Below are 25,798 nucleotides of genomic sequence, written 5' to 3'. Positions count from 1 at the left end.
AATACAAACCCGAGCACGAGTTCATACCTTCTTAGTTATCGCCTCCAATTACAAACAGATTTTTTATTAACCAGAAAACAAGGCGCTTGTATAAAGCATAAAAAAGCCAGGCACGGGGTACCTGGCAAAAGTACTAGCAAGAGGAGATAGGCCTGATGAACATCAGGCCTGAAGGGTTAACTTACAAAAACCTACAAACAAAGATCACCGGTTACAGTAGGAACTGGAGCAGAACTGCCATTTGGCTTGCTGCCTTGCATTCCAAATTCTACGGTTTGACCAGGCTCAATCTTAGCATTCCAACTTAAGTTGCTTGCGCTATAAGGGTTATTACCCGTAACAACAGCATTCCAACCATTAGTGCGGTCTGAACCAGCGGGGTAAGACCAGCTTACGTTCCAACCATTAACCACTTCGTCACCATTGTTAGTTAAACGAATAACCGCGACATAACCGGTGTTCCATTCATTAGAAACCACATACTCACACTGTAAGCCGCCACCCACTGGTGCGCTTACAGTAACGGTGTCACTGATAGTGTCGCTGTCAATACCATCAGAAACCGTCAGTTCAATAGCGTAAGTACCAGCAGCAGTAAAGCTGTGTGTTGCATTAACACCACTTGCGCTTGTACCGTTGAAGTCCCATGTGTAAGTAAGCTGATCACCATCAGCATCGCTGGAAGCAGATGCATCAACCTGTACATTTAAACCTGTAACGGTTGAGCTGAAGTCCGCAACGGGAGCAATATTAGCCGGTGCCATCATCGCATTTAGCTCTAGGCTAGCTGAAGCATCTAAGTCATTGCCATTAGTATCTTGAGCAATCACCTCAACCGTGAACATGCCTTCGTTTGCTGGAGCATCAAACTGAACAGAGTTAGCTGTTAGGTTATTGGCCACTTTCACACCATCTACCAAGACATCCACACTCGCGGCATTGGCTACGGTAAAGCTTAAGCTAACCGTGCTAGAGGTATAAACATCACTGCCATTAGCTGGGCTGTTAATAAGCACAGAAGGAACAACAGGCTCACTGACCGATACACTAATAGTCGCTTGATTAGATACACCACCGGCATTATCCATCGCGGTATAAGTAAAGACGTCAGTGCCAAAATACCCCATATCAGGAATATAGGTGTAGCTATTGCCAGAGCCTGAAAGTGTACCGTGAGCTGGGCTAGATACATCGTAGCTGCTAATGCTGCCATCAGCATCTGTAGCACTAAGCATAATATCAACCGCCATGTCAGCTTCGGTACTCACAACAACGTTGTCAGCCACTGGCGCACAGTTCACACCAGAGTCACCACCACAAGAAGCGCCAGGCTCTTCACCCCAAACAAGAGTGCTGCCATCGTATAAGGCGATACGAGGTGCTTTTTTATAGGCGTTGCTGTAGTTGTCCCAAGATGGGTCTGCTGAGTTATCCCAATCTGAAGCGTTGGTATTCGTTGGTAAGCTTAAACGGAACTGCACTTCTTTTTTATGATCGCTTTGGCCACCAGGGAAAATATCAACACCGCTGAAATCAATTTCGGTGTAATAAATATTGTCAGCAGGATCACCCCATGGCATTAACTGAGTATAGCTACTCGCTTGCGAATAAGCCGTGCTCACGGTGATGTCGTTGGCACTATAACCTGCAGCCATCTCAGCACTTAAGTCAATAAAGTAGCGTAATTTAGCTTCATTTAAATTAGTCGCAGGCCATGCCGAGCGATTATAAACTCGCGCGCCGATTTCAATATGACGAGGGCCTGTAGCATTAGTTTTTGCTTCAATAAAGAATTCATCATCACGAACTTCTGGAGCAGGGAACTGATTTTCAGGGATAGGATCACCACCAAAATCAAGGTACAAACGCGCAAGTGCACCAGTAAAGCCTGAGTTGTAATCGGTTGCTACTTCATTAGCGATGTAGTCACCGCGGTCATCAGAATACGCATCACCTGTGCCGGGGCCACCAACTAAAGCGCCGACTAACAAATGACGGCTCTCAGCAGGAACCGTTAAACTATCAGCCCAAGTACCATGAGCTCCACGATGGTGAGGGTTTTTAGGCCCATTGTCCGACATACCGATCTGGAAAGAGTGCCCTGCAGGGTTATCACCCATGATGTATTCCATTTGGCCTACAGCAAAGTCGTAATAATTTTGCGCTTTGCTTAAAGAGATATTCTCAGCCTTTAGGTAATCAGAGTAAATAAGGGCAATTAAACTGGTGTTAGCTGCGTAGCGAGTCGCTCCCCAAGTATCAAGCTGAGCTAGGCCACCTGCGGTGTAATTAACACGCTGACCTTCGTAGCCTGTACTCCAATAATCTAACCAGCGCTCAGCATCATCACGATACTCTTGCTCGCCAGTTAATTTCGCCATCAATACGTAAGAGCCATATCCTTTATCATCCCAAGCGTGAGTCCACTTATAAGACTTAATCGTGCTTTGTTGCTCAGTATTTAGATTAGCGTAATCGCGTTTAGCGGCATCTAAGTAAGATTGCTCACCGGTAGCGCGATACATCCAAATAGATGACCAAACCAGCTCATCTTTATAGCCGCTCCAAGAGTTATAGAATGCAGTTGCATCGGTAATACAGTCACTGTACTTACCTTGATAGGTATGAGCAAACTGATAGAGGCTCTCGGCATGAGTTTTTAATTTGGCCGAGTAAGCTGGATCATCATCTTGAAAAATCATTGAAATAGCAGCTAAAGCAGCTGATGTTTCACCTGCAAGATCAGAGCCTGGGCAGTTTTCATCAATTTTGTAACTTGGGCGATTACTAGCAGCACGACTAGTTAAGTGTACAACTTCTGGTGAACCCCACCATGCATGGTCGTCGCTACCAGTCCCAACTTGGCCGTAAAGCACATTGTCTGAAGGGTGGGCATTAACAAAATAATCTGCAACAAAACGCAAGTTATTTTTAATATGTTTCATTTGCCCCGTTTGCTCATAGGCTTCAGGGTTTTCGATCACACCCCATGCCAGCATGGTGGCAGATGCCGCCATTGGGAAACCAAATTTAACGTGATCACCGGCATCAAACCAGCCGCCGCTCAAATCGACACCCACATCGGCGCCATCGTTAAGAACAGCGTCAGCACGCCATTCAACACGGTTCCAACTAGGCAGCACACCGCCTTGCTGTGCTTCATAGAAGTAAATCGACTTTTGCAGGGCTTCACCATAATTAGGTGTGGCTGCTTGCGCACTAAATGCTGCAGAGGCTACGGCCACCGCTAGCGAGCTTTTAAGAAAAAAGTTTTTCACAATCAAACTCCTTTTGCGCCCACAGCATCCCTGTGAGCACATATTGGTTAAGAGAATTAAGTTAAAAAATGACTTAAAGACCTAGCGGCTCATCGCCACCGTTTTGATAAAACTGCTTCACCGTCAAGCCGTTAGGGCCCAATGGAATTTCATGATCCAAGCCCACATAGCGGCCCTGCTCATCTTGCCAAAGCACAGGCTCTAGCATGTTGTACTTAGCTTCATCCCAAGTTTTCCAGTCATGGCCAAGCAAACCACCGGTATCACCTGAGTTAGGGTTTAAGCACCAGAATGTGTGGTGTAACTTATACTCATCAATCAGTGATCTCATCGCCTCGAGCCAGGCTTCATTAGGCCCACCATCAAGAAAACCGCCCCACTCACCAATAAGTAGTGGCGCTGTTCCATCTGTGTGAATAAATAACCAATTGTCCTGCCAAACATCGTTGATAAGGGTCTCTTTAGAGAAACCTGGATAAAACCAAGACTGTTGGAAAACCAAGGGGCCGTAATCGTGCGGGCTGTACATAATCTTGTCTTGATGACCGGCTACTTCAATAGGCAAGTCAGCCACACCGCGTAAGTTTCCGCCCCACCAGTTAAAGTGGTAGTCATCTTCATTGCGAGAGGTCCACGTCTGACCATCAACAGGGTAAACCTCGATGCCTTCAATCATAATTAAGATATCAGGGTGAACATCCAAAATTGCGGCTGATAATTTCTCGGCAATGTATTTCCAGTTATTTGCATCTGTACTGGTATCCCATTTAGCAAAATCAGCCTCTGAGTGCGCCTTACCATGAGGCTCATTCTCTAAATCAAAGGCAATAACCGTGTCGTCGTTTTTATAACGCTCAGCTAACCACACCCAAGTATCAATAAAGATTTTTTCATCAAATTCACCCTTATACCAAAGAGGTGCAATGTGCCCCATATTGTCAGCTTCTGCAGAATGGGCATCCAATAATACTTTCATACCGTGGGCTTTCGCCTTAGCCAAGAAAATATCAAAGATCTCTAAACTGTTCTTATTCGCAAGGTCAGGGTTTGCGTAGTCATTAACCTGAGGCGTAACGGCATTACCTGTCATCCACTCATGAACAATCTCGGTGGAAAATGGCACACGAATTAAGTTGATGCCACGATCAGCCATTGCTTCAAGGGTTTCATCCAAGTTGGCGCTCCACAAACCGTGGAAAACACGCTCGGTAGTATTAAAGCCAAACCAGTTAGCGCCTGTTAGCCAAACAGCTTGACCCTCTTTATTAACAATGGTGTTACCAGAGACGCTTAACCAGTCATCAGTATTACCACCAGCGATAGGAGGCATACTTACCACAGGGCTCGGCGTTACTGCCGGTGATGGTGAAACCTGTGGGCTTGGTGACACCAGCGGTGATGGCGAGACAACAGGTGACGGAGTTACCACAGGGCTTGGGCTAACAACTGGGCTTGGAGTCATCACTGGGCTAGGTGATGGCGACGGCATGCTGCCCTCTTCCCCGTTAAAGGCAATCACAGCAGGCATAGGAGCGTTACCAGGAGAGGCAATAAAACCAAAATTGACCGACTCACCCGGTTGAATCAGGCCGTTATAATCCAAATTGCCTATAACGTAGTTATTACCTGTTTGGGATATGATTTTTGCATTCCAAACCTGGTCAATCTGAAAGGGAGAACTAAAACTTAGAGTCCAGCCATCAACGGCGCTGTTTTCATCATTAACGATTTCAGTCAATCCCTGAAACGACACACCCCAATCGCTTTGTGATGTCATAGTTACTTGGGCCGCATTGGCTGTAGACGACAGTAAGCCAGCAAGCAGCACACTTGTAAGTGTCCTGTTCATTATTATTCTCCAAATAATTAAATAGAGGTTATTTATTTATCAAGCAGCTCTCATTAATCAGCTATAAATGTGAACAAAAATAATGAAGGCTGCCTGAACATAAGGGCAAGGTAGTTAAGGCCTCAAGGTATGTCGTCTAATTCATGGTATTGCGCTAAATCAAACGTTCACTTTTATGCAATGAAAATACAAATACATGCAAAATCGCCCATAAAATAAGGGCTATAAGGGAGTCGTCGCGTCAGCGTCAAAAAAACATCAACTTGCTTTTTTGTGAAGTAATTCCGAGCCCAGATCATGGTTAAAAGAAAGCACACTTGCGATTATTTTTTTAATAAACTAGTGTCACAACAGGTTAATAGAAGCACGTTAAGACAAAGGAATTCAGGTAATCGGATATGTCCCAAATACTATTTAACGGCCATGATTTAGCACTAATTATCACCATATTATTATGTGTTATTTGCTCCTTCCAAATAGCAAATCTGCCAGAAAAACGCACTTCTTTTTTGGTCTTTTCCTGTGGCTTTTTTGTTAGCAGCGCCGCCATTCCATTAGATATATTAATCAGCTTTGGTGCAGGCTTTCATCCATGGGTCATCAGCCACGCGCCTAATATCATCTATCTATTTGAGTTTGGAGCCTGGCTACAAGCTCCCTTTGGCTTCTTAATGATCGCAAGCCTCCTTGATAAAGACTTTGAACTTAAACCAGCGCACGCACTTATCTTTTTGCCGTTTATACTGCAAATCAGCCACCAAATTATTCTATACCACAGCCTACCAACGGATGTGAAAATAGAGATGCAGCAAAATCACAGTGTTTTTGACTTATCTGTATCGCTATTTTTTGTTCAAGTAGCACGCGAGATATTCCGAGTTGTGCTTATTATGATGTCATGCCATATCCTTTATAAGCACTACAAAATACAAAATAAGAAGCCTCAGCTGGGCGCACTAGAAATATTATGCTCTGGCTGGCTTATATTTGGCTTATTAGGCATTTTAGTGTCGGTATTACTGTTAATTCAGTCACATTTGGGCGCAAGTATGCCTATAGAGTTTTGGGGCTTAAGCCAAAATTATTTTGCTGCATTATTTTACCTTATCTTGGTATTGCAACTTAATCGCGATGCTATTCAACAACGCAGCTACCCTGCTCTGTGCCTCAAACCAAGTATTGAACAAACTCCCAATATAAACCCGGAATATGTAAGCTTGCTGATGCAACTTATGGAGACTAAGAAACGCTATACAGACCCTGAACTCTCACAAGAATCTTTAGCTCAAAGCATGGGCATATCTAAACGAACCCTATCGGCTGTTATTAACGGCCATTACGGTTGCAACTTTGCGGACTTTATTAACAATTATCGCCTAGAAGAAGCCAAGCGCTTATTAAGAGAAGAGAAAAACAGTGCCGTACTTGATGTAATGTATGCCTCTGGCTTTAACTCTAAAGCCACATTTAACGCCCTATTTAAAAAGCTAGAAGGGCTTACGCCGACGCAGTACCGAAAACAAGAAGCGCTAAATGCTTAGAAAACCTAAAGGCGCTCACATGAAGGGTGAGCGCCTCGTTTTTTATCACTTATTTTTTTTCGAGCATAACCTTTCTAAAGTACTCACCCTGTTGGGTCGGCTTATAACTCCAACCTTCATACATATTTGGTGTCCAATCTGGGTCAAACACCCAAGCCACCCAAGAAGCTCCCTTGGCATCTAGATAGTCCATAATTGCCGGCCCATAACTCATGTCATCATTAATAACAGGGTAATGACCACCGCGCTCTCCTGTTCTCATCCAGCCAATTTCAGTTGCCATAAGGGGGGCATGCTCAGTGACAAAACCAAATTTTTCATCCCACTGCTTAGCCTGAGTAGGCCCCTCAGCTTTTTGAGGATAAGGGTGAGAAACATAGGCAACATTAGGCCTGTCTATCAAGTCACCACGCGCTTCACTCAAATCATAAGCCCAATCAAAGCCTGCTACTAAAGACACTACCGTTGGGTCATAGGCAGCAATTAAATCAATTAACGAGGTATTAAAACGCTTCCACTCAGGCCAAGTTAACTCACCAAAGCGGCCATCACCATCCGTTGGCTCATTAAACAACTCATAAAAAGCAACAGTAGGTACATCTTTATAACGATGCGCTATGGTTTGCCAGAACTGCTTGGTTTGATCCATATTTGTTCTATACATACGGTGCTGATAAAGTCCCTCAAAGATATTACCCATAGAGTGCCAATCAAATACCAGATAGATATTGAGTTCATTTGCCCAAATAACTGCTTCATCTAATAAAGCGATATAGGCTTCTTCGCCTCGGCTTTCCCAAGCAATTGGGTGAATAGGTAAACGAATAAGGTTAGTGCCCCATTCCGATGCCACTTTAAAATGCTTTTTATCCCACTTTCGGTTCTTTTTAAGTTTATCTGGATCGGAAAAATTCAAGCCCCTAAAAATAATTGGCTTACCATCTTCATCAACAAACTGATTACCTTTAACCGAGATATAAGGCATATCATTTTTTAAAAGCTTGGTATCAAACTGCTCAGGATAAGGGGTAAACCACCATTCCCCATCACCAGGGTGAGATGAACTTTCGGCCAAAACGTTTGATGTAAAAAAACAAACACATAAAAATAAAAACGCAGGTGCTACTCGAGAAGACATAGGTCCCTCCTTGTCTGTTAATAAGAAACTGCTATTGAGATTAAAAAGCCTGCAATCAAGCTCCGGGCGCTGGCCCTGTACTTCCCCGAACGATTAATTCGTGTTCAAGAATATAGCGGTCTTTCTCCGGCGCTTTTTCATCTAATAAATTCATTAGTAGGTTTGCGCAGGTTTCGCCGATCAACTCAGCTGGCTGAGCAATGGTTGTTAAAGCGGGAGAAAAATACTTAGCAAATTTAATGTCATCAAAACCAATGATGGAGATATCACTGGGTACATCAAAACCGTGCATCTGTAATGAGTGCATAGCCCCCAAGGCTATTTCATCGGAGAAACAAAAAATAGCCGTTGGTCGTGTTTTTAATATCAGAAGCTTTTTGACAGCAGCCTCGCCATCTTCAACCGTATAATCAGCCTTAATGATGTTTTTCTCATTAACTGAAAGCCCCGATTTTTCCATTGCTTGCTTAAAGCCTTGTAGCCGGTTTTGACTTGTCGGACAGTCCATATCGCCTGTGATAACAGCAATATTGCTATGCCCCAAATCGATTAGATGCTGAGTTGCATCCTCACCAGCTTTGGCATCGTCGATGGTCACCGCTGGCACACCTCTAACACCGGTAAACTCACCACCGTTAACAATAGGCGGCAAACGATTTGATTCCGCATCACCGCCATCGGTATCAAAAGGGAGTCGGTGGGATAATAGAATAATTCCGTCTGCCTGACGGGATTTAACCATCGCCGCGTATTCACGCTCCCGAAGTGGTGAACACTGAGTATCACCCAATAGCACAGAATAACCACGAGCATGAGCCACTTGCTCAATAGCCTTGATAATTCCAAAATTATAGCTATCTGCAACATCGGGAATAATAACAACAATATTTCCGGTTTTAGAGGTACGCAGGCTCACGCCTAACTTATTCGGTGTATAACCTACCTCTTCAATTGCTGCGAGAACTTTTTCACGAGTAGCGTCAGCGACACGGCCAGGATTTCGCAGTGCTTGTGAAACTGTTGCCGTTGAAACACCAGCTTTTGCTGCAACATCTTTAATCCCAACTTCGGCCATATTCATTCTCGTTATTATGCTTTAAGGCTCGAACCAAGAGCCGCCTTGCTTGAAACACCTGTGCGCTATCGCACACATTCGCCTGCAATGGTATGCTCAAGATATTACTGTAAAACGTTTTACAAATCTAGGTTTTTAAGTATCTCAGATCTAGCTCAAGGAAATAGAGAAAATGAATAATAAAACACAAAAAATAATTATTGTTGGTGGAGGCACTGCTGGCTGGATGGCTGCTGCTGCACTAGCCAACGATCAACGAGAATTAGATATCACCGTAATAGAAGCTCCCAATCTAGGTACGATAGGCGTAGGTGAAGCCAGCATACCCGGCATACGAAATTTTAATGCAAGCCTTGGCATCGATGAAATAGACTTTATAAAAAAAACACATGCTACGTTTAAACTAGGTATCCAATTTGAAGACTGGTTTAACAAAGGCTCTCAATTTTTCCATCCATTTTCAGACTATGGTCAACCCTTAAACGGCGTCGACTTTCATCACTACCTTTATCGCTGTCAAAAAATCAAAACCAACCCAAAAGAACTAAGCAATTTCAAGCTTCAAGATTTTTGCCTAGCTAGTCAAGTCGCCCTTGATAATCGCTTTGCCCAGCCAAGCGTAGATAGTGGCCATAGTCTGTCAGATTATAAATACGCCTTTCATTTTGACGCATCTCTGTATGCAAACTACTTAAAAGACTATTCAATCGAGAGAAAAGTAAAACATATTCAGGCCAAAGTTAACGAAGTACATCTAGCCCCTGACGGCAACATCCTCAGCCTCAACCTTGATAACAAGCAGCAACACAAAGCCGACTTATTTATTGATTGCAGTGGATTTCGTGCACTGCTTATTGAAGGCGCACTAAAAACCGGTTTCACCGATTGGTCTCACTGGCTACCTGTCAATAGCGCCATAGCCATAGCAAGTGAACCCCATAAACAACCGTCACCCTATACTCGATCTTGTGCAAAGGAAGCAGGATGGATCTGGCAAATTCCCCTACAGAGCCGCTTTGGTAATGGCTATGTTTATTGCGATAATTTTATTAGTGATGATCACGCACTAGTTGAATTAAAAAAATCCATTAATGAAAAAACAACAAGCGAAGCGCGCCAACTTCGATTTAAAACAGGCATAAGAAATAAGTTTTGGAATAAAAACTGTGTCGCCCTTGGCTTAGCCAGTGGTTTTCTTGAACCACTTGAAAGCACCAGCATATCGCTAATTCAAACCGGCCTGTCTAGGTTACTTATGTTTTTCCCTGACAATGGATTTAATAAAGCGGAAACTGATGAAGCCAACCGTTTAGCCTTAATAGAAATGGAGAGAATTAGAGACTTTATTATTCTTCACTATAAATACAGTCAGCGCCAAGACAGCGATTTTTGGCGTTATGTACAGGAAATGGAAATCCCCGACACCTTACAACACAAAGTAGAACTCTTTAAACACGCTGGCCACATGAGCAGCTATGAGCTGGAATCATTTGGGCCATCAAGCTGGTTAAGTCTGTTTGATGGCATGAATATACGCCCGCAACACCAACATGTTGCTACCGCCTCACTCAGTCACAGTGATTTAATTTCTGGTTTAAATAACATGAAAGACCAAATAAAAAGCACATCTAAAAAGGCCATGACACACCAAGACTTTATCAACAAACACTGCAAAGCCTTTTAGCAATATTAGATCAACCGAAGAAAAACCATAGACATAAAAAAAGCGCGATAGCAAAGCTATCGCGCTACAAAGGACACGAGCTTAAGTGATGTTTACATTTTGTAACGGAAGCCTAAACCATAACGAGGCTCATAGTAGTTCTGGTAGACCTCTTGATCTTCCCACTCCATATAATAGGTTTCATAAGATCCCGTTACATTAGAACCATTCATATAAACACTGAAGTTATCGTTGATGTCGTAGCTAGCCGACACATCAACATAAGAGACCGCATCTTGATAAACATTTAAATTACCAGAGGTACGCCCTTCTTCCGCTAAGCGCTCTGAACGATAGTTATATGCAACACGAGCTTGCCAAGGGCCTTCTTCTAGCCAAAGAATCATATTCGCTTGGTGCTCTGAATTATCAGGGAAGGCTAATTTATCACCTTTAATATCTTTGGCATCTTGTTCACTAGGCGACCAGGTGTAGTTAGTATCAACACCAAAACTCTGCATAAAATTACTGGTAAAGTCACTAAAGGCAAAACGCCCCGCAAGCTCCAATCCATGCAATTGCCCGCCTTCACCTTGTACTGGTGTCGTAGCAAAAATTGTGCGGCGAACAACACCATCAGGATCTGGGAATTGCATAGGCACAGTACCCTGCTTAACAAAGCTATCAACATCAATCAAAAATGCTGCCGCACTCATATTACTAGCATTACCCATATACCACTCAACCGATACATCGTAGTTGGTTGATTTCCATGGATCCAAGGCCGGGTTACCGCCTTGTGCAGCCTGATTCACTACAAACATATCTAGTTCGGTATTTAATGAGGTTTGCACTGTTAGTCCATCCCCCCAATTACTAAGATCCAAAGGCGTTATGTTCTGCGCATAAGCTGCACGAATCACAACATCTTCAGCTACATCAAAGGCTAAGTTAAGAGCAGGTAATAAATCGTCCTCTTTTACGCGAGTAACAACATCACCTTCATCAACATTAGTATTGCCGTAGGGTAATTTAACACCCGCAACATTTTGTTTAACGATACGTTCAGAGGTAATAGAACGTAGGCCAATATTACCGCTCATAAGACCGTATTCGAAATTACCCTGAATATAAAAGGTATTTTCGTTGTAATCTAGATCATAGGTCTCACCTGGAACGACTGCTTTTTGAGTTGAGCCAAAGACACGGTTATGGAAGGCTTCGGGATCATCATAATCTTTAGGGTCTACCGCCCAAACACCAGGAACACCGGATACTGGGCTAAAGTCATCATAGAATTTAACATTGTTATTAGCGTTAAGTGGAATTGGAGGCAGAGCTGTATAACCCTGGAACTCGCCCGCCACCATTTCTCCTGCAGAACATGAGTCCTCACCGAGCACAACGTCCGTTGCCTTCCACTGAACCAAGCAACCCTCTTCATAGAATGGTGAAAATAAATGATATTTCTCTTCTTGCACGGCACGCTGAGCCATACGAAAGCCAAGGTCGACACTGGTAAAAAAGTTATCATCAAACTTATAGTTTCCATCAACGCGGAAAACATCTAAGTCAGCACCACTGTTACCATTATTTTCTGACGAGTAAGCGCCAATATTATAGCTATCAACATTAGCCATATAATCACGCATGGTAGAGCCTGCAGCCAAGCCACCGGTTTGCGGTGCGTCAAAACCGCTCCAACGCGGGTGATCACCCGAATTGTTATACGTTAGCACCGGCGCGTCTTCATAACCCAGTGGATTTGGAGGTACAAAGCAGCCACCTTCATCGCCCACTGGCGTATTGCCATCACAGTACTCAGCAGGATAAAACGGATTAATGCCCGTTGCAGAACCGTTGGTAATATCCCCTTCGTTATAACCATGGCGTTTTTTGGAATCCGCACGCCCATTTACATAACGTACGCTCCCCGTTAAAGGGCCGCCGTTATCGTAAAGTAATTCGAAGTTTAAATTGGTAGAACTCTTTTTAAAGCTATCGTTCTGAGAAAACGACTTAACACGGCGTGCATCGATATCGATTTCTTGCCAGGTTTGCCACTCTTTTAACTCACGTGGATTATCTTTATCCTCGATTCGAGTTTCAATTCCAGTATTACGATATTGAGTTGGCGTAAAATAATCCAAACCCTGCCACTTATTGGTAGCACTCATACCCACTTTACGGTTGTACTCATCCTCGCTTGCGTAAAAAGCTTCGGCTATAAACTCAAAACCTTCACCTAAATCAGCCTGAAAAGCCGCATTAACACCATAACGCTCACGCTCAGTTACCTGGTTCCAAGTCACCACACCTTGAGGAGCAATATAATGATTCGGCTGAGTTGCCCCCCAGTCATTGACACCATTTACCCAGCCTGAATCACCCGGCTCAGTAGTGTTAATGCCATTATAACTATTGGATAAATTAGGATTCGAAAATGCGCCAGAGATCATCGCGCCAACTTTATCATTACGCCATGAAAACAAAGCACTTGCCGAAGGGTCCGTCTCTTGTGTTTCTTGGCCACGCTGTACTTCTAAATTAGCCGTCGCCTGCATGCCTTCATCAAAGTTAAACGGCCGCCAAGTTTTTAAATCAATGGTACCTGTGATACCCGCAGAAGACTGATTGGCTGAGGTAGTTTTAAAAACATCCGCGCCTTTAAAAAGCTGAGCGGGTAAATCAGAAAATGAAGGCTGTACAGTAGTAATTGCACCTGCACCTAAATACGCTTCGCCATTTAACTTCGTTGCAACCTGCGGTAAACCACGCAAGCTAACATCTGTACCCTCACCTGCGGAACGGCGTATTTGCACACCAGGGATACGCTGTAAAGAATCAGCGATAGTTACATCTGGTAATTTACCAATATTGTCAGCCGAGAGTGAATCCATAACAACGGCCGATTCACGCTTGATGGCAATCGACGTTGCTTGCGCGGCTCTTAGCCCCATTACCAATACTTCTTCTTCGGCAATTTCAGCATCTTGTTGTTGAGCTTGAGCCATTGCAGCCGTGCTAAATAACACACACGATGCCACGCTTAGCGCTAAAGCCTTTTTTCTAAAGTGAGGGTGTGCACCAAGCACGGAGGTTTTATACACGCTGTGATTATTTGGGTTTTGCTTTATCATTATTTTCCCCTATAGAGCCAAGCAGCGAGAAACGGCCCCGAACGACATACAACCTGCCGTTATCGTAATAGCCTTCGCTTGCATTTTTATTGTTTTTGCGAGCCATTAGCCAAATGTGATTGACTCAACAAAACTCGTAATTCCATTTATCCATCACCTACGCTGACTTTTATTTTTATAAAAACAAAAGAGATCGCTTACTGCGGCATGGACCCTTGAGACAGTAAAAGTAAAACGTTTTACAAAAATCTTGTCAACCACATACTACAGCTTTGAGAAATTGAAATATAAAGAATGTGAACAACATCCATATAGATGAAGAAGCGCAATACTTACGCTGATTTACACGCCAAAACAGTATTTTTTATAATTTAAAACCATCCTTTTATAGCGATTTCATCTTTAAAAACTCTTTTTAAATGCTACTTGCATGTCAAATGACGATCTGATTGAATGTAAATCGTTTTACAAGATAATAATCATAATTAAATTCAGATGGAGCCTGGACTCATCATGCAGCTACAAAGCCTAGATTTGATGATCATTTTTGCCTACCTCAGCGCAACAATAGTGATCGGCTTATACCTTAAGAAACAAGCCAGCAAAGATTTACGCAGCTACTTCCAAGGCGGCAGAAAACTCCCCTGGTACATGCTTGGCTTATCCAATGCCTCTGGCATGTTCGATATTTCCGGAACGATGTGGCTTGTCACGCTTTGTTTTATCTATGGACTAAAAAGTATTTGGATACCTTGGTTATGGCCGGTCTTCAATCAAATATTTTTAGCCGCATTTTTATCGATGTGGCTACGCCGATCAAATGTGTTAACCGGTGCCGAATGGATTCAAACTCGCTTTGGGAATGACTTGGGTGGGCGCTTATCACATATGATTGTGGTCGCCTTTGCTTTAATTAGCGCACTTGGTTTTTTAGCCTATGGATTTGTTGGCATTGGCAAATTTATGGAAATTTTTATTCCTTGGGAAGTGGTCTCTCCTTTTGTGCCATTTGCGGTAGCACCCGCTTATGTACCTCACGTTTACGGTATGTTTTTTACCAGCATTGCCACTCTCTATGTGATGCTCGGCGGCATGCTCTCTATTGTTTGGGCCGATGTTATGCAGTTCACCATTATGACCGTCTCGGCCGTCATCATAGCCGCAATAGCCATCATGAATGTCAGCCCAGAAGCCTTACAGGCAGCAACGCCTGCAGGCTGGAGCAATCCATTTTTTGGAGCACAGCTTAATTTAGATTGGGGCGGCATTATTGATGAAGTCAACGACAAAATCGTTAATGACGGCTATACCCTCTTTAGCATCTTTTTTATGATGATGCTATTCAAAGGCGCCCTTGTCAGTTTTGCAGGCCCCGCCCCCAACTATGACATGCAAAAAATTCTAGCCACACGCTCGCCAAGAGATGCGGCATTGATGAGCGGTTTTGTTTCAGTCGTACTGATGCCTATTCGCTACCTTATGATTGCAGGGTTTGCCGTGCTTGCCGTGGTCTATTACCAAGAGCTTGATTTAATCTCTGGTGGTAAAGTTGATTTCGAAAACATACTGCCCTCTGCCATCAAACAATTTGCACCTGTTGGTATTATTGGCTTGATACTAGCTGGTCTACTTGCAGCCTTTATGTCTACTTTTGCAAGCACGGTTAATGCCGCCCCCGCTTATCTTGTTAATGATATTTATAAGCGTTATATCAACCCTAAGGCCAGTGATAAAAAGCTCGTTCACTTAAGCTATTTAATATCCGTCTTGGTTGTTGTTATTAGTACTGCAATTGGATTATTAATTGAGAGTATTAACAGCATTTTGCAGTGGCTGGTATCTGGTTTGTGGGGAGGCTATGTCGTATCCAATATGCTCAAATGGTATTGGTGGCGACTAAACGGTATTGGCTTTTTCTATGGCATGCTCGCCGGTATTGTTGGGGCCTTGTTCTTCCCTCCAGTATTTAAAGCCCTCTTCCCAAATATTGCCTCAGATATTGTACCGCTTTATCTGTTCCCGTTTTTGCTGCTCTTTTCGGCCTCTATTTGTATTGCTGCAAGCTTATTAAGTAAAGAGGAAGACCCAGATGTACTTAACTCATTTTACAAAAATGTACGTCCTTGGGGGTTCTGGGGGCCAGTTAAGCAACGTGTTAAAGCACTAGACCCAAGTTTTGAAGAAAACAAAGACTTTAAACGCGATATGTTTAACGTTGTATTTGGCATCGTTGCGCAAACCACACTGGTTGCCATGCCTATCTTCTTGGTCATTGGTGAATACCAATCTCTTATTATCGCCGGCGTTATTTTTGCAATAACAGCCAGCGTACTCAAAAAATCTTGGTTTGATCATCTTCCCAAAGACCATAACGAAGACGATATAAACCCAGCAAGTAGCCCTAGCTCTGCTTCACCTCAGCTAGCCGCCCAACAGTCTTAACTTATACCCACGCGGCCTTAGGGCCGCACGCCTTAGAGGAAAGGAAGTACGGATGGAAAACACTGAATTTGGCCACTTTGATGATGCAAACAAAGAGTACGTCATCACTAATCCACTTACCCCTAGCCCATGGATTAACTACTTAGGCAGCGACAGTTTCTTTTCGCTTATATCAAACACAGCTGGCGGTTATAGCTTTTACCGTGATGCCAAATTTAGGCGCCTCACCCGCTATCGCTATAACAATGTACCTAGTGATGATGGCGGCCGTTATTTTTATATAAATGACGGTAAGGATATTTGGTCCCCTGGCTGGAAACCATGCAAGACCGATCTTGATGCTTATGAATGCCGTCACGGTATGAACTACAGCCGCATCAGTGGACAAAAAAATAACATTAAAGCCGAAGCACTCTTTTTTGTTCCTCAAGGCGACAACCTTGAAATACAAAAAGTAAAATTAAGTAATCTTGGCACTGAGAAAAAAACTTTCCAACTGCATTCTTTGCAAGAATGGTGTTTGTGGAATGCTGAAGATGATATGACAAACTTTCAGCGAAACTTTTCAACCGGTGAAGTCGAAGTAGAAGGCTCTACCATCTACCACAAAACAGAGTATCGAGAGCGCCGCAATCACTACAGCTTCTATCACGTCAATGCAGACATCACAGCTTACGACACCCAACGAGAATGCTTTCTCGGCCCCTATAATGGCTTTGAGCAACCGGATGCTGTTATCAATGGTAGTAACAACTCGTTTGCCCATGGCTGGTCACCTATCGCCTCACATCAGCTCACCATTAGCTTAGAGCCGGGAGAAGAAACAGAACTTGTCTTCTTACTTGGTTATGTAGAGGTGGACCCAAATAATAAGTGGCAAGCACCCAATATTATTAATAAACACCCAGCTAAAGCGTTAATCGAAAAATACGATACAGCCGCTAAAGTTCAGAAGAGTTTTGATGAGCTTTGCTCATATTGGCAAGAGATGCTAAGCCATTATCAGCTACAAAGTAACGATAACAAGCTGAATCGCTCCGTCAATATCTGGAATCAGTATCAGTGCCTTGTGACCTTTAATATGTCTCGCAGCGCTTCCTTCTTTGAAGCGGGCATTGGCCGAGGAATGGGCTTTAGAGATTCAAACCAAGACTTATTGGGTTTTATTCATATGGATCCTAAGCGCTCACGCGAGCGGATCTTGGATATTGCGGCGATTCAGTTTGAAGACGGTTCGGTCTACCACCAATACCAACCTCTTACTAAAAAAGGCAATGCCGCTATTGGCGGTAATTTTAACGACGACCCACTTTGGTTAATTGCCTCTAGTACCGCTTACATAAAAGAAACCGGTGACTTCAGCATAGTAGAAGAACCCGTACCTTTTGATAATGACGGTAATAATGTCGCAAGCTTATTTGAGCACCTGCGTCTATCGTTTGACCATGTGCTTAATAATTTAGGGCCCCATAAATTACCACTGATCGGTCGAGCTGACTGGAACGACTGCTTAAACCTCAACTGCTATTCCAGCGACCCAAATGAAAGCTTTCAAACCACAGAAAACCAGCAAGGCGGCATAGCTGAATCGGTGATGATTGCAGGCATGTTTGTTTATTACGGAAAACAATATGCCGAGCTTTGCCTAGAACTGGGTAAAACAGATGAGGCTTTGCGCGCTCAAAGCGCGATTAAAGACATGGAGCAAGCCATTGAGCAACACGGTTGGGATGGAGAGTGGTTTTTACGAGCTTACGATGCCAAGGGCAATAAAGTCGGCACTAATGAGCACAGTGAATCCAAGATCTTTATTGAATCGCAAGGCTTTTGTGCTATGGCAGGTGTTGGCCGTGAGAACGGTAAAGTTCACAGTGCATTGGATGCCGTAAAAAATATGCTCGATTGCGATTACGGTATCGTCTTAAATTACCCAGCTTTTACAACGTACCATCTTGAGTACGGAGAAATATCAACTTACCCACCAGGTTATAAAGAAAACGGCGGTATTTTTTGTCATAACAATCCTTGGATTATGATTGCGGAGGCCAGCATTGGCCGTGGTGATCACGCTTTTGATTATTACAAAAAAATAACTCCTGCCTTTCAGAAAGATGTAAAACGCCGAAAAATAGAGCCTTATGTTTACGCTCAAATGGTAGCTGGTAAAGAAGCCCCCTTACCCGGTGAGGCTAAGAACTCTTGGCTAACAGGCACAGCAGCTTGGAATTACCACGCCATCACTGAGCACATACTCGGGGTTAAACCTTCTTACCAAGGTTTAGAGATAGACCCTTGTATTCCTTCAGGTTGGGAAAGCTACAGTGTGACACGCCGTTTCCGTGGAGCTAGCTATGAGATCAGCATTAAAAACCCAGAAGGTTTGAGCTCTGGCATTAGCTGTATTCTGGTAGACGGTAAAGAGATCGACTCTAAACGGATTCCACTAGCAAAAGCAGGAAGTAATGTGAAAGTTGAAGTGCTATTAGGAACATAAAGAAGCAACATAAAGCAGGAGCATAAACACCTAGAAATCATACCGAAACGATCTCCTCCCCTTGGCTGCGCACTCTTAACTCAAAGCACATAGCCCAATGTGCTTTGAGTTAATACTCTTATAAATGATTAGTACATCTATAAGAGCTATCGAGGCTATTACGCTTTCAAATAGTTTTTATAGTTAAACTGTGCGCAGTATTTTTTTAACAACTAAATCCGTAGACAAGAGTATAGAAACCGGCATCAAAAACGATATAGATAATAGCTCAGAAGGCAATATACAAGACGACGTACAAGATACATAGGAATTCACACAGAATCTCATACAAAAACGGCACTATCTACGCGCAAGACTTCTGTGCAGGAGTCTAATAACGGGAAGATAAACTGCCCGACACTACATCGAGCAGCTGAATTAATCAGGGATAAGTTCTAAATGTACTCGGTTATGACGCAGTGCTTGTTGGTTCCACTGCCCAGCAGTAATAATTGAATCTGTGCTAGCAAGGCTTTCTATTCCACTCGACATCAGGCTAAGTCGAATATCATTATTAAATAAGGCCGGTACACTCTGCTCCATTTCAATATAGGCATCACTGATATAGTTCGCCGCTGGGCGTTCATAATTCAGCGTACTTAACAGCAAACAATCACTGTAGTGTTTATCTTCTGAGGCCAACTTTATTTCTGAATCATTAAACTCAACACAGGCATCACCAAAATGAAAATCTAAGGCTAGTTCCCCCTGAAAGCCTGCATTACTCAAACGACGAATTAACTCTTCAATTTTTCCAACTTGGGCTTCACTTAGCGGGCTTTCTTCAAAAGCAAAACTCAGATCCGTACTAATCGCCCAACTCATGGCGTCCATCAATTCACTAAAGCGCAAATCGGTAGATTGCTCGACCAGCTTACTTTCATTCACACTGTTGGCCAGCACGGTTAATGCTTGCTGAGTTGCCTGACTACGCTTATCGAGTACATTATAAGCTTCATTTAAAGCAGCGATTTGTTGCTGTGCTTGGCTTCGTTCATTAACGATATTCGCCACCAGTAATACACAAGCGCATACAAGGGCGGCCACTAAGGCCAAGGGTGTTTTAGCAGGCTCGCTTTCTACAGGAGCGATGATATCCAATTCAGGTTCACTAACCGGCTCATTGGCAGCCTTTTTAGGAGACTGTGTTTTTTTATTAATTTCACTGCGTAAATTACGTACGATAAAACGCGAATTATCGGAGATCTGCTGGCGTACATCGGCAATATGTAATTCAAATAATCGAGCAACTTGAGCACGAATCTCTTCGATGGTTGGTGTTGCCCCCCCTGCTCGTCGCTCAACAAAATCAGCACCCGAATTTGGCGTTGATGTGCCGTTAGCTGCTGAGTTCGCCTCAGCATCAGCTTTTTTCTGATCAATTTTCAGATTTTTTAATACACGTTCGATATTGGCAGGCTTAATAATTTCTTTACTCAAAATATCCAGCGCACCTAAAGCACGTGCCTGCCCCAAATAAACATCGCCTTTTTGTGATGTATACATCACCACGGGGATCATCGCAGTTGCGGGATTATTCTTGATAATACGTAGTGCTTCTAGCCCATCCATACCTTCCATATGGTGATCTAGGAAAATAACGTCGGGTCGATTGTAGCTAAGATAGCCCAAGGCCTCTTCGGCGCTAAAAGCAATATCGATATGTAAATCGTAGCCCTTTAATAAGCCTTTTAAGCGAGCCTGAGCGGTTTTACTATCATCAACAATCAAAACACAGGGCATAACAAGATCCGTATTATTCTTAAGCTTTGGAATTATCTGAGAGCACAACTAATACTTAAGACCGAAGACAGTTCAAAAAACATGCAGCGCAGATAAAGACGGCCCTAATCTACCATTGAGCGTAGCTACAAGTTCCATGAAAGAGAGGTGAATGTGATCTAGATCGCAGAGCATTTAGCGATTTTGAGAACAAGATCAGGGGCATCTTTTATGTATTCACAAAAACACGGCATTAAGCCCTAAAAACCCACTACTTTGGTCTGAGTTTGTTTAAGTTTGCCCAAATTGGGCCTGAGTTAGTATGAGCTGCGCTGGTGCTCTGCTGCACAAGCCAGCAAACAAGGAGCCTCGCTACAGCCAGTACTTTCAAGCCTTTGCCAGACTTAAAGAGCCTTGATAGAAATCACAGCCCGCTCCAGCACGGACATTATCATAAGCGCCAATTTCACCACCTTCTATGCGGCCCTTGACACTATGAACGACAGCAGCAAGCTATGTAGCTACGACATCAGCCTCTCTTATGCCGATAACTACGATAAAGGGCCGTTTTTCAACGGCGAATTACGCTCTCGACCAAAGCCTACGAGCACCATTACACTCTTTGACCAAAACCTTAACTCTCGGCTCGGGGTAGCTGCCGGCCCTCTGCTTAACAGCCGTTGGTGCAAACTCTACGCCCAACTTGGCTTTGACCTACCAGTGTATAAAACCGTGCGCAGCATTAGCCGCGCCAGCCACCCAGCACCTAATTGCTTATATCTTAATGCCCCCAGCCCTTTTAGCGCCGACGATCTAAACCAGAACATCACAGCAAGCCATGATGCCAACGAGATAGAAAAGATCAGCATCACAAACTCCTTTGGTGTCCCCTCGCCCGAGCCAGGGATTTGGATGAGAGATGTGGAACTGGGCAACCAAAGCATGGGCAAGGGCCAGTTAATGATCGTATCAGTGAACGGTACGCCCGGCTTAAAAGAGCGCAGCCTAGAAGAAGATTACGCCTATGTTGCCTCCCTCGCTAAAGAAGCGGGAGCCAAAACCATAGAAGTCAATTACTCCTGCCCCAACTTAGGCGGCAGTAAAGAAGGCCAACTGTTTGCAGACCCGGAAAACTCCGCGCGTATCTCCAAAAAAATACGTCAGGCCATTGGATCAACCCCGTTTATGATCAAACTAGGCTGGATGCCCGCAGAACAACTCAAGCACGTTGTGCATGCCAACCGCCCTTATGTAGACGGCTTTGCAGCGATCAATACCATACCAAGGAAGATCTTAGACACACGAGGCCATCAAGCCCTAGAAGGTGAAGGCCGAGCAATCAGTGGAACCTGTGGTTATGCCATTGGTGAACTTGCCTTGCAGTGCACCCAAAGCCTCGTAGATATTCGAGAACAAATGCACGACGACTTTGTTATTTGCTCCGTCGGCGGCATGATGACAGCCAATGATTTACAACAGCGGCTTGATCTAGGAGCCGACCTAGTAATGAGCGCAACAGCGGCAATGTGGGACCCATATTTGGCCAATAAATTTCATAGCCAATTAAGCAGCTTTAGCGCTTAAACATCGGGTAAAATTAAAGTCACAGCTCTTACTAAAGCGCGCAACAAATCATGACTTACGATGAGTACAACCAGTATTGCCAGAACCTAACTGCAAGCACTCATGTTGTTCAATGGGGCGGCTCTCATGTCTGGAAAGTAGGAGGAAAAGTTTTTGCGGTTGGTGGCTGGAATAAAGACGGCCTAGGTTGTGAGGCTTATTCATTTAAAACCTCTGAACTTAACTTTAATATCCTGAAAGATGAACCTGGCTATAGGCCCGCTCCCTACCTTGCCTCTAGAGGCTTCACTTGGATACAAGCGTGCGACATGTCCATCGTAAAGCCAAAAGAGCTTAAAGAGCACTTGCTCGTATCTCACCATATTGTGTCGTTAGGGCTTAGCAAGAAAAAACAGAGAGAGCTGGGGTTAATAGAGGATTAATAAGCTCTGTTTCTAAAACTCAAAATAAGTTTAAGCTCTAGCGCATTAATTAATTGACTGCGAGAGGATTGATTCCCGCCCCCCTTAGCGCTCACCCTGCGGGCGGCTTAAAGCCGTCAAAAACGGCTGTCGTGCCGTTTTTTCGAACCGGCAGATATCGCCTCGGTCTACTCGTGTTTCTAACAGGCATAAAAAAACCCGCTCAATGAGCGGGTTTTTTTATGTTTGGTCGGAACGAGAGGATTCGAACCTCCGACCACCACACCCCCAGTGTGGTGCGCTACCAGGCTGCGCTACGTTCCGAGTGTTCTCTCTTTGAGAGAGGCGCCATATTACCGTCTGAACTTACAATTGCAAGCTGCAATTGGCTATGGGCCTTAGCTTTTGAGTAACTCTAATAGCTGCTCTAAATCTTCGATCATTTTTGCAATAACGACTTCTTGTTCTGAGCTTTCTGCACCTTCGGCATCGCTGGTCATTTGTTGACGAGCACCGCCTATGGTGTAGCCTCTGTCGTAGAGTAAAGCACGGATCTGACGAATTGTGAGTACGTCATCGCGCTGATAATAACGACGGTTCCCTCTGCGCTTAACAGGCTTAAGCTGAGGAAATTCTTGCTCCCAATAACGCAACACATGCGGTTTGACAGAGCAAAGTTCGCTCACTTCACCAATGGTGAAGTAGCGTTTACCCGGGATGGGGGGCAATTCGTCGTTATTGCTCGGTTCCAGCATACGCTTCAACCCTTACTTTCAGTTTTTGCCCAGGCCGAAATGTGACTACACGACGTGCGGTAATCGGTATTTCTTCCCCTGTTTTGGGGTTGCGCCCGGGGCGTTCCTTTTTCTCTCGCAGTTCAAAATTACCAAAACCTGATAATTTAACCTGCTCGTTGTTCACCAAAGCATCACGGATCTCATTAAAAAAGAGTTCCACGAGTTCCTTCGCTTCGCGCTTGTTAAAGCCGAGCTCCTCATAGAGACGCTCAGCTAGGTCTGCTTTAGTTAACGATTCTGTAATATCGTTATCGGAGAGTGGCATCCAAGTCCCCTTCGAGTTTACTGATTACCGCATCAATTGCAGCATTCACTTCTTCCTCGTTAAGGGTGCGCGATGAATCTTGAAAGGTCAAGTTAAAGGCAACACTTTTTCTTTCAGAATCAATGCCTTCGCCACTATAAATGTCAAAAACCTTTAACTGCTTCAAATGTTCGCCTGCTGCACTTGCAATCGCTTTTTCCATCTCTGCAGCCGGTGTCGTGCTAGCTACAAGGAAGGCAAGATCACGCTCAACCTCTGGATAACGAGAAATAACACGGTAACTAGGCACACTTGCTCTGAGTATAGGTTCTAGGTCTAACTCAAATACAAAGGCCCCTTTTTTCAAGCCAACAGCTTTAGCGAGCTCAGGGTGCAAGGCCCCAACATAACCCACTTGTTCACCGTCTATGCTCACACTGGCACATTGCCCTGGGTGCATGTGCGCTAAGCTTTGATCAGCGCTAAAGCTTACTTGTAATCCACCTACACTAAGTAGGCTTTCAACATCACCTTTGATGTCGTAAAAATCAACACGTTCCTTAGAAGCCAGCCAACTAGATGCTTCTCGCTCGCCAAATATAAGGCCTGCAATACCATCAACCTGATTCAGCTTGTCGCCTTCTAACTTAAAGCGTAAACCGCGCTCAAACAGGCGTATACGGCTGTGTTGGCGCTTGGCATTGTTAACACAGGTTTGCACTAACCCCGGCAACAAGCTTGTGCGCATAACACTTAGGTCGGCACTAATAGGGTTGAGTAGCTCAACCGCTTCAGCATCGCCAAAGAAACGTTGCTGCAAAGCCGGCTCGATAAAGCTATAAGTAATGGCTTCACGGTAGTCACGTCCTACTAACTGTGCAGCTAGCTCATCAATATGCTTTTGAGTTTCACTCTTAGTTGGCAACTGCTGAGGAACAAAGTTTGTTGTTGTCGGCAAGTTGTTATAACCATAGATACGAGCTAACTCTTCAAGTAGATCAGCCTCGATACTGATATCAAAACGATAGCTCGGTACTGTGAAACTCCAGCCTTCTTCATTCGTGTCAATCAGCTGCAGACCTAGGCGGGTCAGAATCTCAACAACATCCGTATCTGGAATGGCAAAACCTAAACCTGATTCAATACGAGCCCTGCGCAAGCGAACCGTTTTACTCTGTGGCAATTTGGCTGAATCTTCAGCAAGCTGAACCTGCCCTGCTTGGCCGCCACAAATATCAATGATTAACTGAGTGGCACGCTCCATGGCTTCAGCAGCTAAGTTGTAATCAACACCGCGCTCAAAACGGTGGGAAGAGTCCGTGTGCAAGCCGTAGTTACGGGCCTTGCCCGCTATTGCGATCGGATTAAAGAAAGCCGCTTCTAACAAGAGATTACTACTCGTTTCGCTCACCGCAGAGCTTAAACCACCCATAATGCCTGCCGCAGCAAGAGCCTGCTGCTCATCGGCAATAACCAGCGTATCGCTTTTTAAACTAAGCTCTTGTTCATCAAGCAGAGTCAGCTTTTCGCCATCTTCAGCCATACGTACTGTAATAGCACCGTTGATGCTGTCTAAATCAAAGGCATGCATGGGCTGGCCCAGCTCGAGCAGTACGTAATTGGTAACGTCCACCACGGCATCAATAGGTCGAATATCACTACGGCGCAATTTCTCTTGCAACCAAAGCGGGCTAGGCTTACTGATATCCACACCCTCAATAACACGCCCCAGATAACGAGGGCAGGCATCGCTGGCAGCTAAATTAATCGCAATTGATTTAGCACTTGTAACTGGCGCTTTTTCGAATTCAGGCTGCTGCACATCACAGCGATTTAATACGCCCACTTCACGGGCAATACCTTTAAGACCTAGGCAATCTGCACGATTTGGTGTTAGATCCACCTCGATGATATTGTCTTCTAGCTGCAAGTAACTGCGTAGATCTTCACCCACTGGGGCATCTGCGGCTAATTCCCACAAGCCACTGTCATCGTCGCCAGCCTCAAGTTCGGTTTGACCGCAGAGCATGCCAAAACTTTCAACACCACGTAGTTTGGCTTTTTTAATTTTAAAGTTGCCAGGCAATACTGCGCCAATCATTGCAAAAGGAATCTTAATACCTTCGCGCGCATTTGCTGCACCACAGACAACTTGAAAAAGCTCGTCATTAGGGCCTTTAACCTGACACACACGCAACTTATCTGCATCTGGGTGCTGCTCAGTCTGTTCGATTTGACCGACAACAACACCGCTAAACTCACCGGCTACGTTTTCAATGCCATCGACTTCAAGGCCGGCCATTGTTAGCTGTTCAATTAGCTCTTCGGTATCAACTTCTGGTTGAACCCACTCTCTTAACCAGGACTCACTGATTTTCATATCACTTCACT

Annotated in this window: 15 protein-coding genes and 1 tRNA gene; 6 read left to right on the top strand and 10 right to left on the bottom strand. The window is 44.2% G+C overall.

Annotation, left to right across the window (positions count from 1 at the left end; translation table 11 throughout):
- Positions 1-191 precede the first annotated feature (191 nt).
- Together AB1S55_RS11145 and AB1S55_RS11140 are read right to left on the bottom strand one after the other, a co-directional pair.
- Positions 192-3,278 carry a glycoside hydrolase family 9 protein gene (locus AB1S55_RS11145; RefSeq protein WP_370978234.1) on the bottom strand — a complete coding sequence of 1,029 codons (3,087 nt, stop codon included), beginning with the start codon at positions 3,276-3,278 and terminating at the stop codon, positions 192-194.
- A 73-nt stretch (positions 3,279-3,351) separates the two neighbouring features.
- Entirely contained in the window at positions 3,352-5,127 is a 1,776-nt protein-coding gene (locus AB1S55_RS11140; protein ID WP_370978232.1) for a cellulase family glycosylhydrolase, read from the bottom strand.
- 398 nt (positions 5,128-5,525) lie between these two features.
- Between AB1S55_RS11140 and AB1S55_RS11135 the strand changes: the two genes are divergently transcribed.
- The gene (locus AB1S55_RS11135; protein ID WP_370978231.1) at positions 5,526-6,668 is read left to right on the top strand and encodes a helix-turn-helix domain-containing protein; all 1,143 of its coding nucleotides are present in this window, start codon (positions 5,526-5,528) and stop codon (positions 6,666-6,668) included.
- 49 nt (positions 6,669-6,717) lie between these two features.
- Here the strand turns inward: AB1S55_RS11135 and AB1S55_RS11130 are convergent, their stop codons facing one another.
- The gene (locus tag AB1S55_RS11130) at positions 6,718-7,806 is read right to left on the bottom strand and encodes a glycoside hydrolase family 5 protein (RefSeq protein ID WP_370978230.1); all 1,089 of its coding nucleotides are present in this window, start codon (positions 7,804-7,806) and stop codon (positions 6,718-6,720) included.
- A gap of 55 nt (positions 7,807-7,861) precedes the next feature.
- Positions 7,862-8,887, bottom strand: coding sequence for a LacI family DNA-binding transcriptional regulator (locus AB1S55_RS11125; protein WP_370978228.1), 1,026 nt, complete (start codon positions 8,885-8,887; stop codon positions 7,862-7,864).
- A gap of 166 nt (positions 8,888-9,053) precedes the next feature.
- Between AB1S55_RS11125 and AB1S55_RS11120 the strand changes: the two genes are divergently transcribed.
- Positions 9,054-10,565 carry a tryptophan halogenase family protein gene (locus AB1S55_RS11120; RefSeq protein WP_370978227.1) on the top strand — a complete coding sequence of 504 codons (1,512 nt, stop codon included), beginning with the start codon at positions 9,054-9,056 and terminating at the stop codon, positions 10,563-10,565.
- 92 nt (positions 10,566-10,657) lie between these two features.
- Here AB1S55_RS11120 and AB1S55_RS11115 read toward each other — a convergent pair whose 3' ends face one another.
- Complete coding sequence (locus AB1S55_RS11115; RefSeq protein ID WP_370978226.1) at positions 10,658-13,684, bottom strand: TonB-dependent receptor; 3,027 nt, start codon at positions 13,682-13,684, stop codon at positions 10,658-10,660.
- A gap of 513 nt (positions 13,685-14,197) precedes the next feature.
- Between AB1S55_RS11115 and AB1S55_RS11110 the strand changes: the two genes are divergently transcribed.
- Together AB1S55_RS11110 and AB1S55_RS11105 are read left to right on the top strand one after the other, a co-directional pair.
- Positions 14,198-16,126, top strand: a complete 1,929-nt coding sequence (locus AB1S55_RS11110; RefSeq protein WP_370978224.1) for a sodium:solute symporter family protein — start codon at positions 14,198-14,200, stop codon at positions 16,124-16,126.
- Positions 16,127-16,178: 52 nt separating this feature from the next.
- A complete protein-coding gene (locus AB1S55_RS11105) occupies positions 16,179-18,620 on the top strand; it encodes a GH36-type glycosyl hydrolase domain-containing protein (RefSeq protein ID WP_370978223.1) in 2,442 nt (813 codons plus the stop codon).
- Positions 18,621-19,037: 417 nt separating this feature from the next.
- Here the strand turns inward: AB1S55_RS11105 and AB1S55_RS11100 are convergent, their stop codons facing one another.
- A complete protein-coding gene (locus tag AB1S55_RS11100) occupies positions 19,038-20,402 on the bottom strand; it encodes a PleD family two-component system response regulator (protein ID WP_370978221.1) in 1,365 nt (454 codons plus the stop codon).
- Positions 20,403-20,876: 474 nt separating this feature from the next.
- On the opposite strand from AB1S55_RS11100, the gene AB1S55_RS11095 reads away from it, so the two are divergent.
- Together AB1S55_RS11095 and AB1S55_RS11090 are read left to right on the top strand one after the other, a co-directional pair.
- Positions 20,877-21,965, top strand: a complete 1,089-nt coding sequence (locus tag AB1S55_RS11095) for a hypothetical protein (protein WP_370978219.1) — start codon at positions 20,877-20,879, stop codon at positions 21,963-21,965.
- A 50-nt stretch (positions 21,966-22,015) separates the two neighbouring features.
- Positions 22,016-22,387 (top strand): MmcQ/YjbR family DNA-binding protein, encoded by a 372-nt coding sequence (locus AB1S55_RS11090; RefSeq protein ID WP_370978217.1) that lies wholly within the window; start codon positions 22,016-22,018, stop codon positions 22,385-22,387.
- 226 nt (positions 22,388-22,613) lie between these two features.
- On the opposite strand, the gene AB1S55_RS11085 is transcribed toward AB1S55_RS11090, so the two are convergent.
- From AB1S55_RS11085 to pheT, 4 genes are all read right to left on the bottom strand, one after another.
- Positions 22,614-22,690 (bottom strand) — tRNA-Pro (locus AB1S55_RS11085).
- A gap of 74 nt (positions 22,691-22,764) precedes the next feature.
- On the bottom strand, positions 22,765-23,121 hold the full coding sequence (locus tag AB1S55_RS11080) for a MerR family transcriptional regulator (protein ID WP_370978216.1): 357 nt from the start codon (positions 23,119-23,121) through the stop codon (positions 22,765-22,767).
- Positions 23,102-23,428, bottom strand: a complete 327-nt coding sequence (gene ihfA, locus AB1S55_RS11075) for an integration host factor subunit alpha (protein ID WP_370978215.1) — start codon at positions 23,426-23,428, stop codon at positions 23,102-23,104. Before ihfA ends, AB1S55_RS11080 begins: the two co-directional genes overlap by 20 nt.
- Complete coding sequence (gene pheT, locus AB1S55_RS11070) at positions 23,412-25,787, bottom strand: phenylalanine--tRNA ligase subunit beta (RefSeq protein ID WP_370978214.1); 2,376 nt, start codon at positions 25,785-25,787, stop codon at positions 23,412-23,414. Before pheT ends, ihfA begins: the two co-directional genes overlap by 17 nt.
- Positions 25,788-25,798: the final 11 nt, after the last annotated feature.

Origin of the sequence: Agaribacterium sp. ZY112 (assembly GCF_041346925.1) — a bacterium.
Lineage (GTDB): Bacteria > Pseudomonadota > Gammaproteobacteria > Pseudomonadales > Cellvibrionaceae > Agaribacterium.
This window is presented reverse-complemented; position numbering and strand designations above follow the sequence as displayed.

Excerpts from the sequence above, each read along its gene's own strand:
- AB1S55_RS11090 (WP_370978217.1), top strand. The coding sequence starts at position 22,016 with ATGACTTACGATGAGTACAACCAGTATTGCCAGAACCTAACTGCAAGC.
- AB1S55_RS11080 (WP_370978216.1), bottom strand. The coding sequence starts at position 23,121 with ATGCTGGAACCGAGCAATAACGACGAATTGCCCCCCATCCCGGGTAAA.
- AB1S55_RS11100 (WP_370978221.1), bottom strand. The coding sequence starts at position 20,402 with ATGCCCTGTGTTTTGATTGTTGATGATAGTAAAACCGCTCAGGCTCGC.
- AB1S55_RS11110 (WP_370978224.1), top strand. The coding sequence starts at position 14,198 with ATGCAGCTACAAAGCCTAGATTTGATGATCATTTTTGCCTACCTCAGC.
- AB1S55_RS11130 (WP_370978230.1), bottom strand. The coding sequence starts at position 7,806 with ATGTCTTCTCGAGTAGCACCTGCGTTTTTATTTTTATGTGTTTGTTTT.
- AB1S55_RS11115 (WP_370978226.1), bottom strand. The coding sequence starts at position 13,684 with ATGATAAAGCAAAACCCAAATAATCACAGCGTGTATAAAACCTCCGTG.
- ihfA (WP_370978215.1), bottom strand. The coding sequence starts at position 23,428 with ATGCCACTCTCCGATAACGATATTACAGAATCGTTAACTAAAGCAGAC.
- AB1S55_RS11095 (WP_370978219.1), top strand. The coding sequence starts at position 20,877 with ATGAACGACAGCAGCAAGCTATGTAGCTACGACATCAGCCTCTCTTAT.
- pheT (WP_370978214.1), bottom strand. The coding sequence starts at position 25,787 with ATGAAAATCAGTGAGTCCTGGTTAAGAGAGTGGGTTCAACCAGAAGTT.
- AB1S55_RS11140 (WP_370978232.1), bottom strand. The coding sequence starts at position 5,127 with ATGAACAGGACACTTACAAGTGTGCTGCTTGCTGGCTTACTGTCGTCT.
- AB1S55_RS11105 (WP_370978223.1), top strand. The coding sequence starts at position 16,179 with ATGGAAAACACTGAATTTGGCCACTTTGATGATGCAAACAAAGAGTAC.
- AB1S55_RS11135 (WP_370978231.1), top strand. The coding sequence starts at position 5,526 with ATGTCCCAAATACTATTTAACGGCCATGATTTAGCACTAATTATCACC.
- AB1S55_RS11125 (WP_370978228.1), bottom strand. The coding sequence starts at position 8,887 with ATGAATATGGCCGAAGTTGGGATTAAAGATGTTGCAGCAAAAGCTGGT.
- AB1S55_RS11120 (WP_370978227.1), top strand. The coding sequence starts at position 9,054 with ATGAATAATAAAACACAAAAAATAATTATTGTTGGTGGAGGCACTGCT.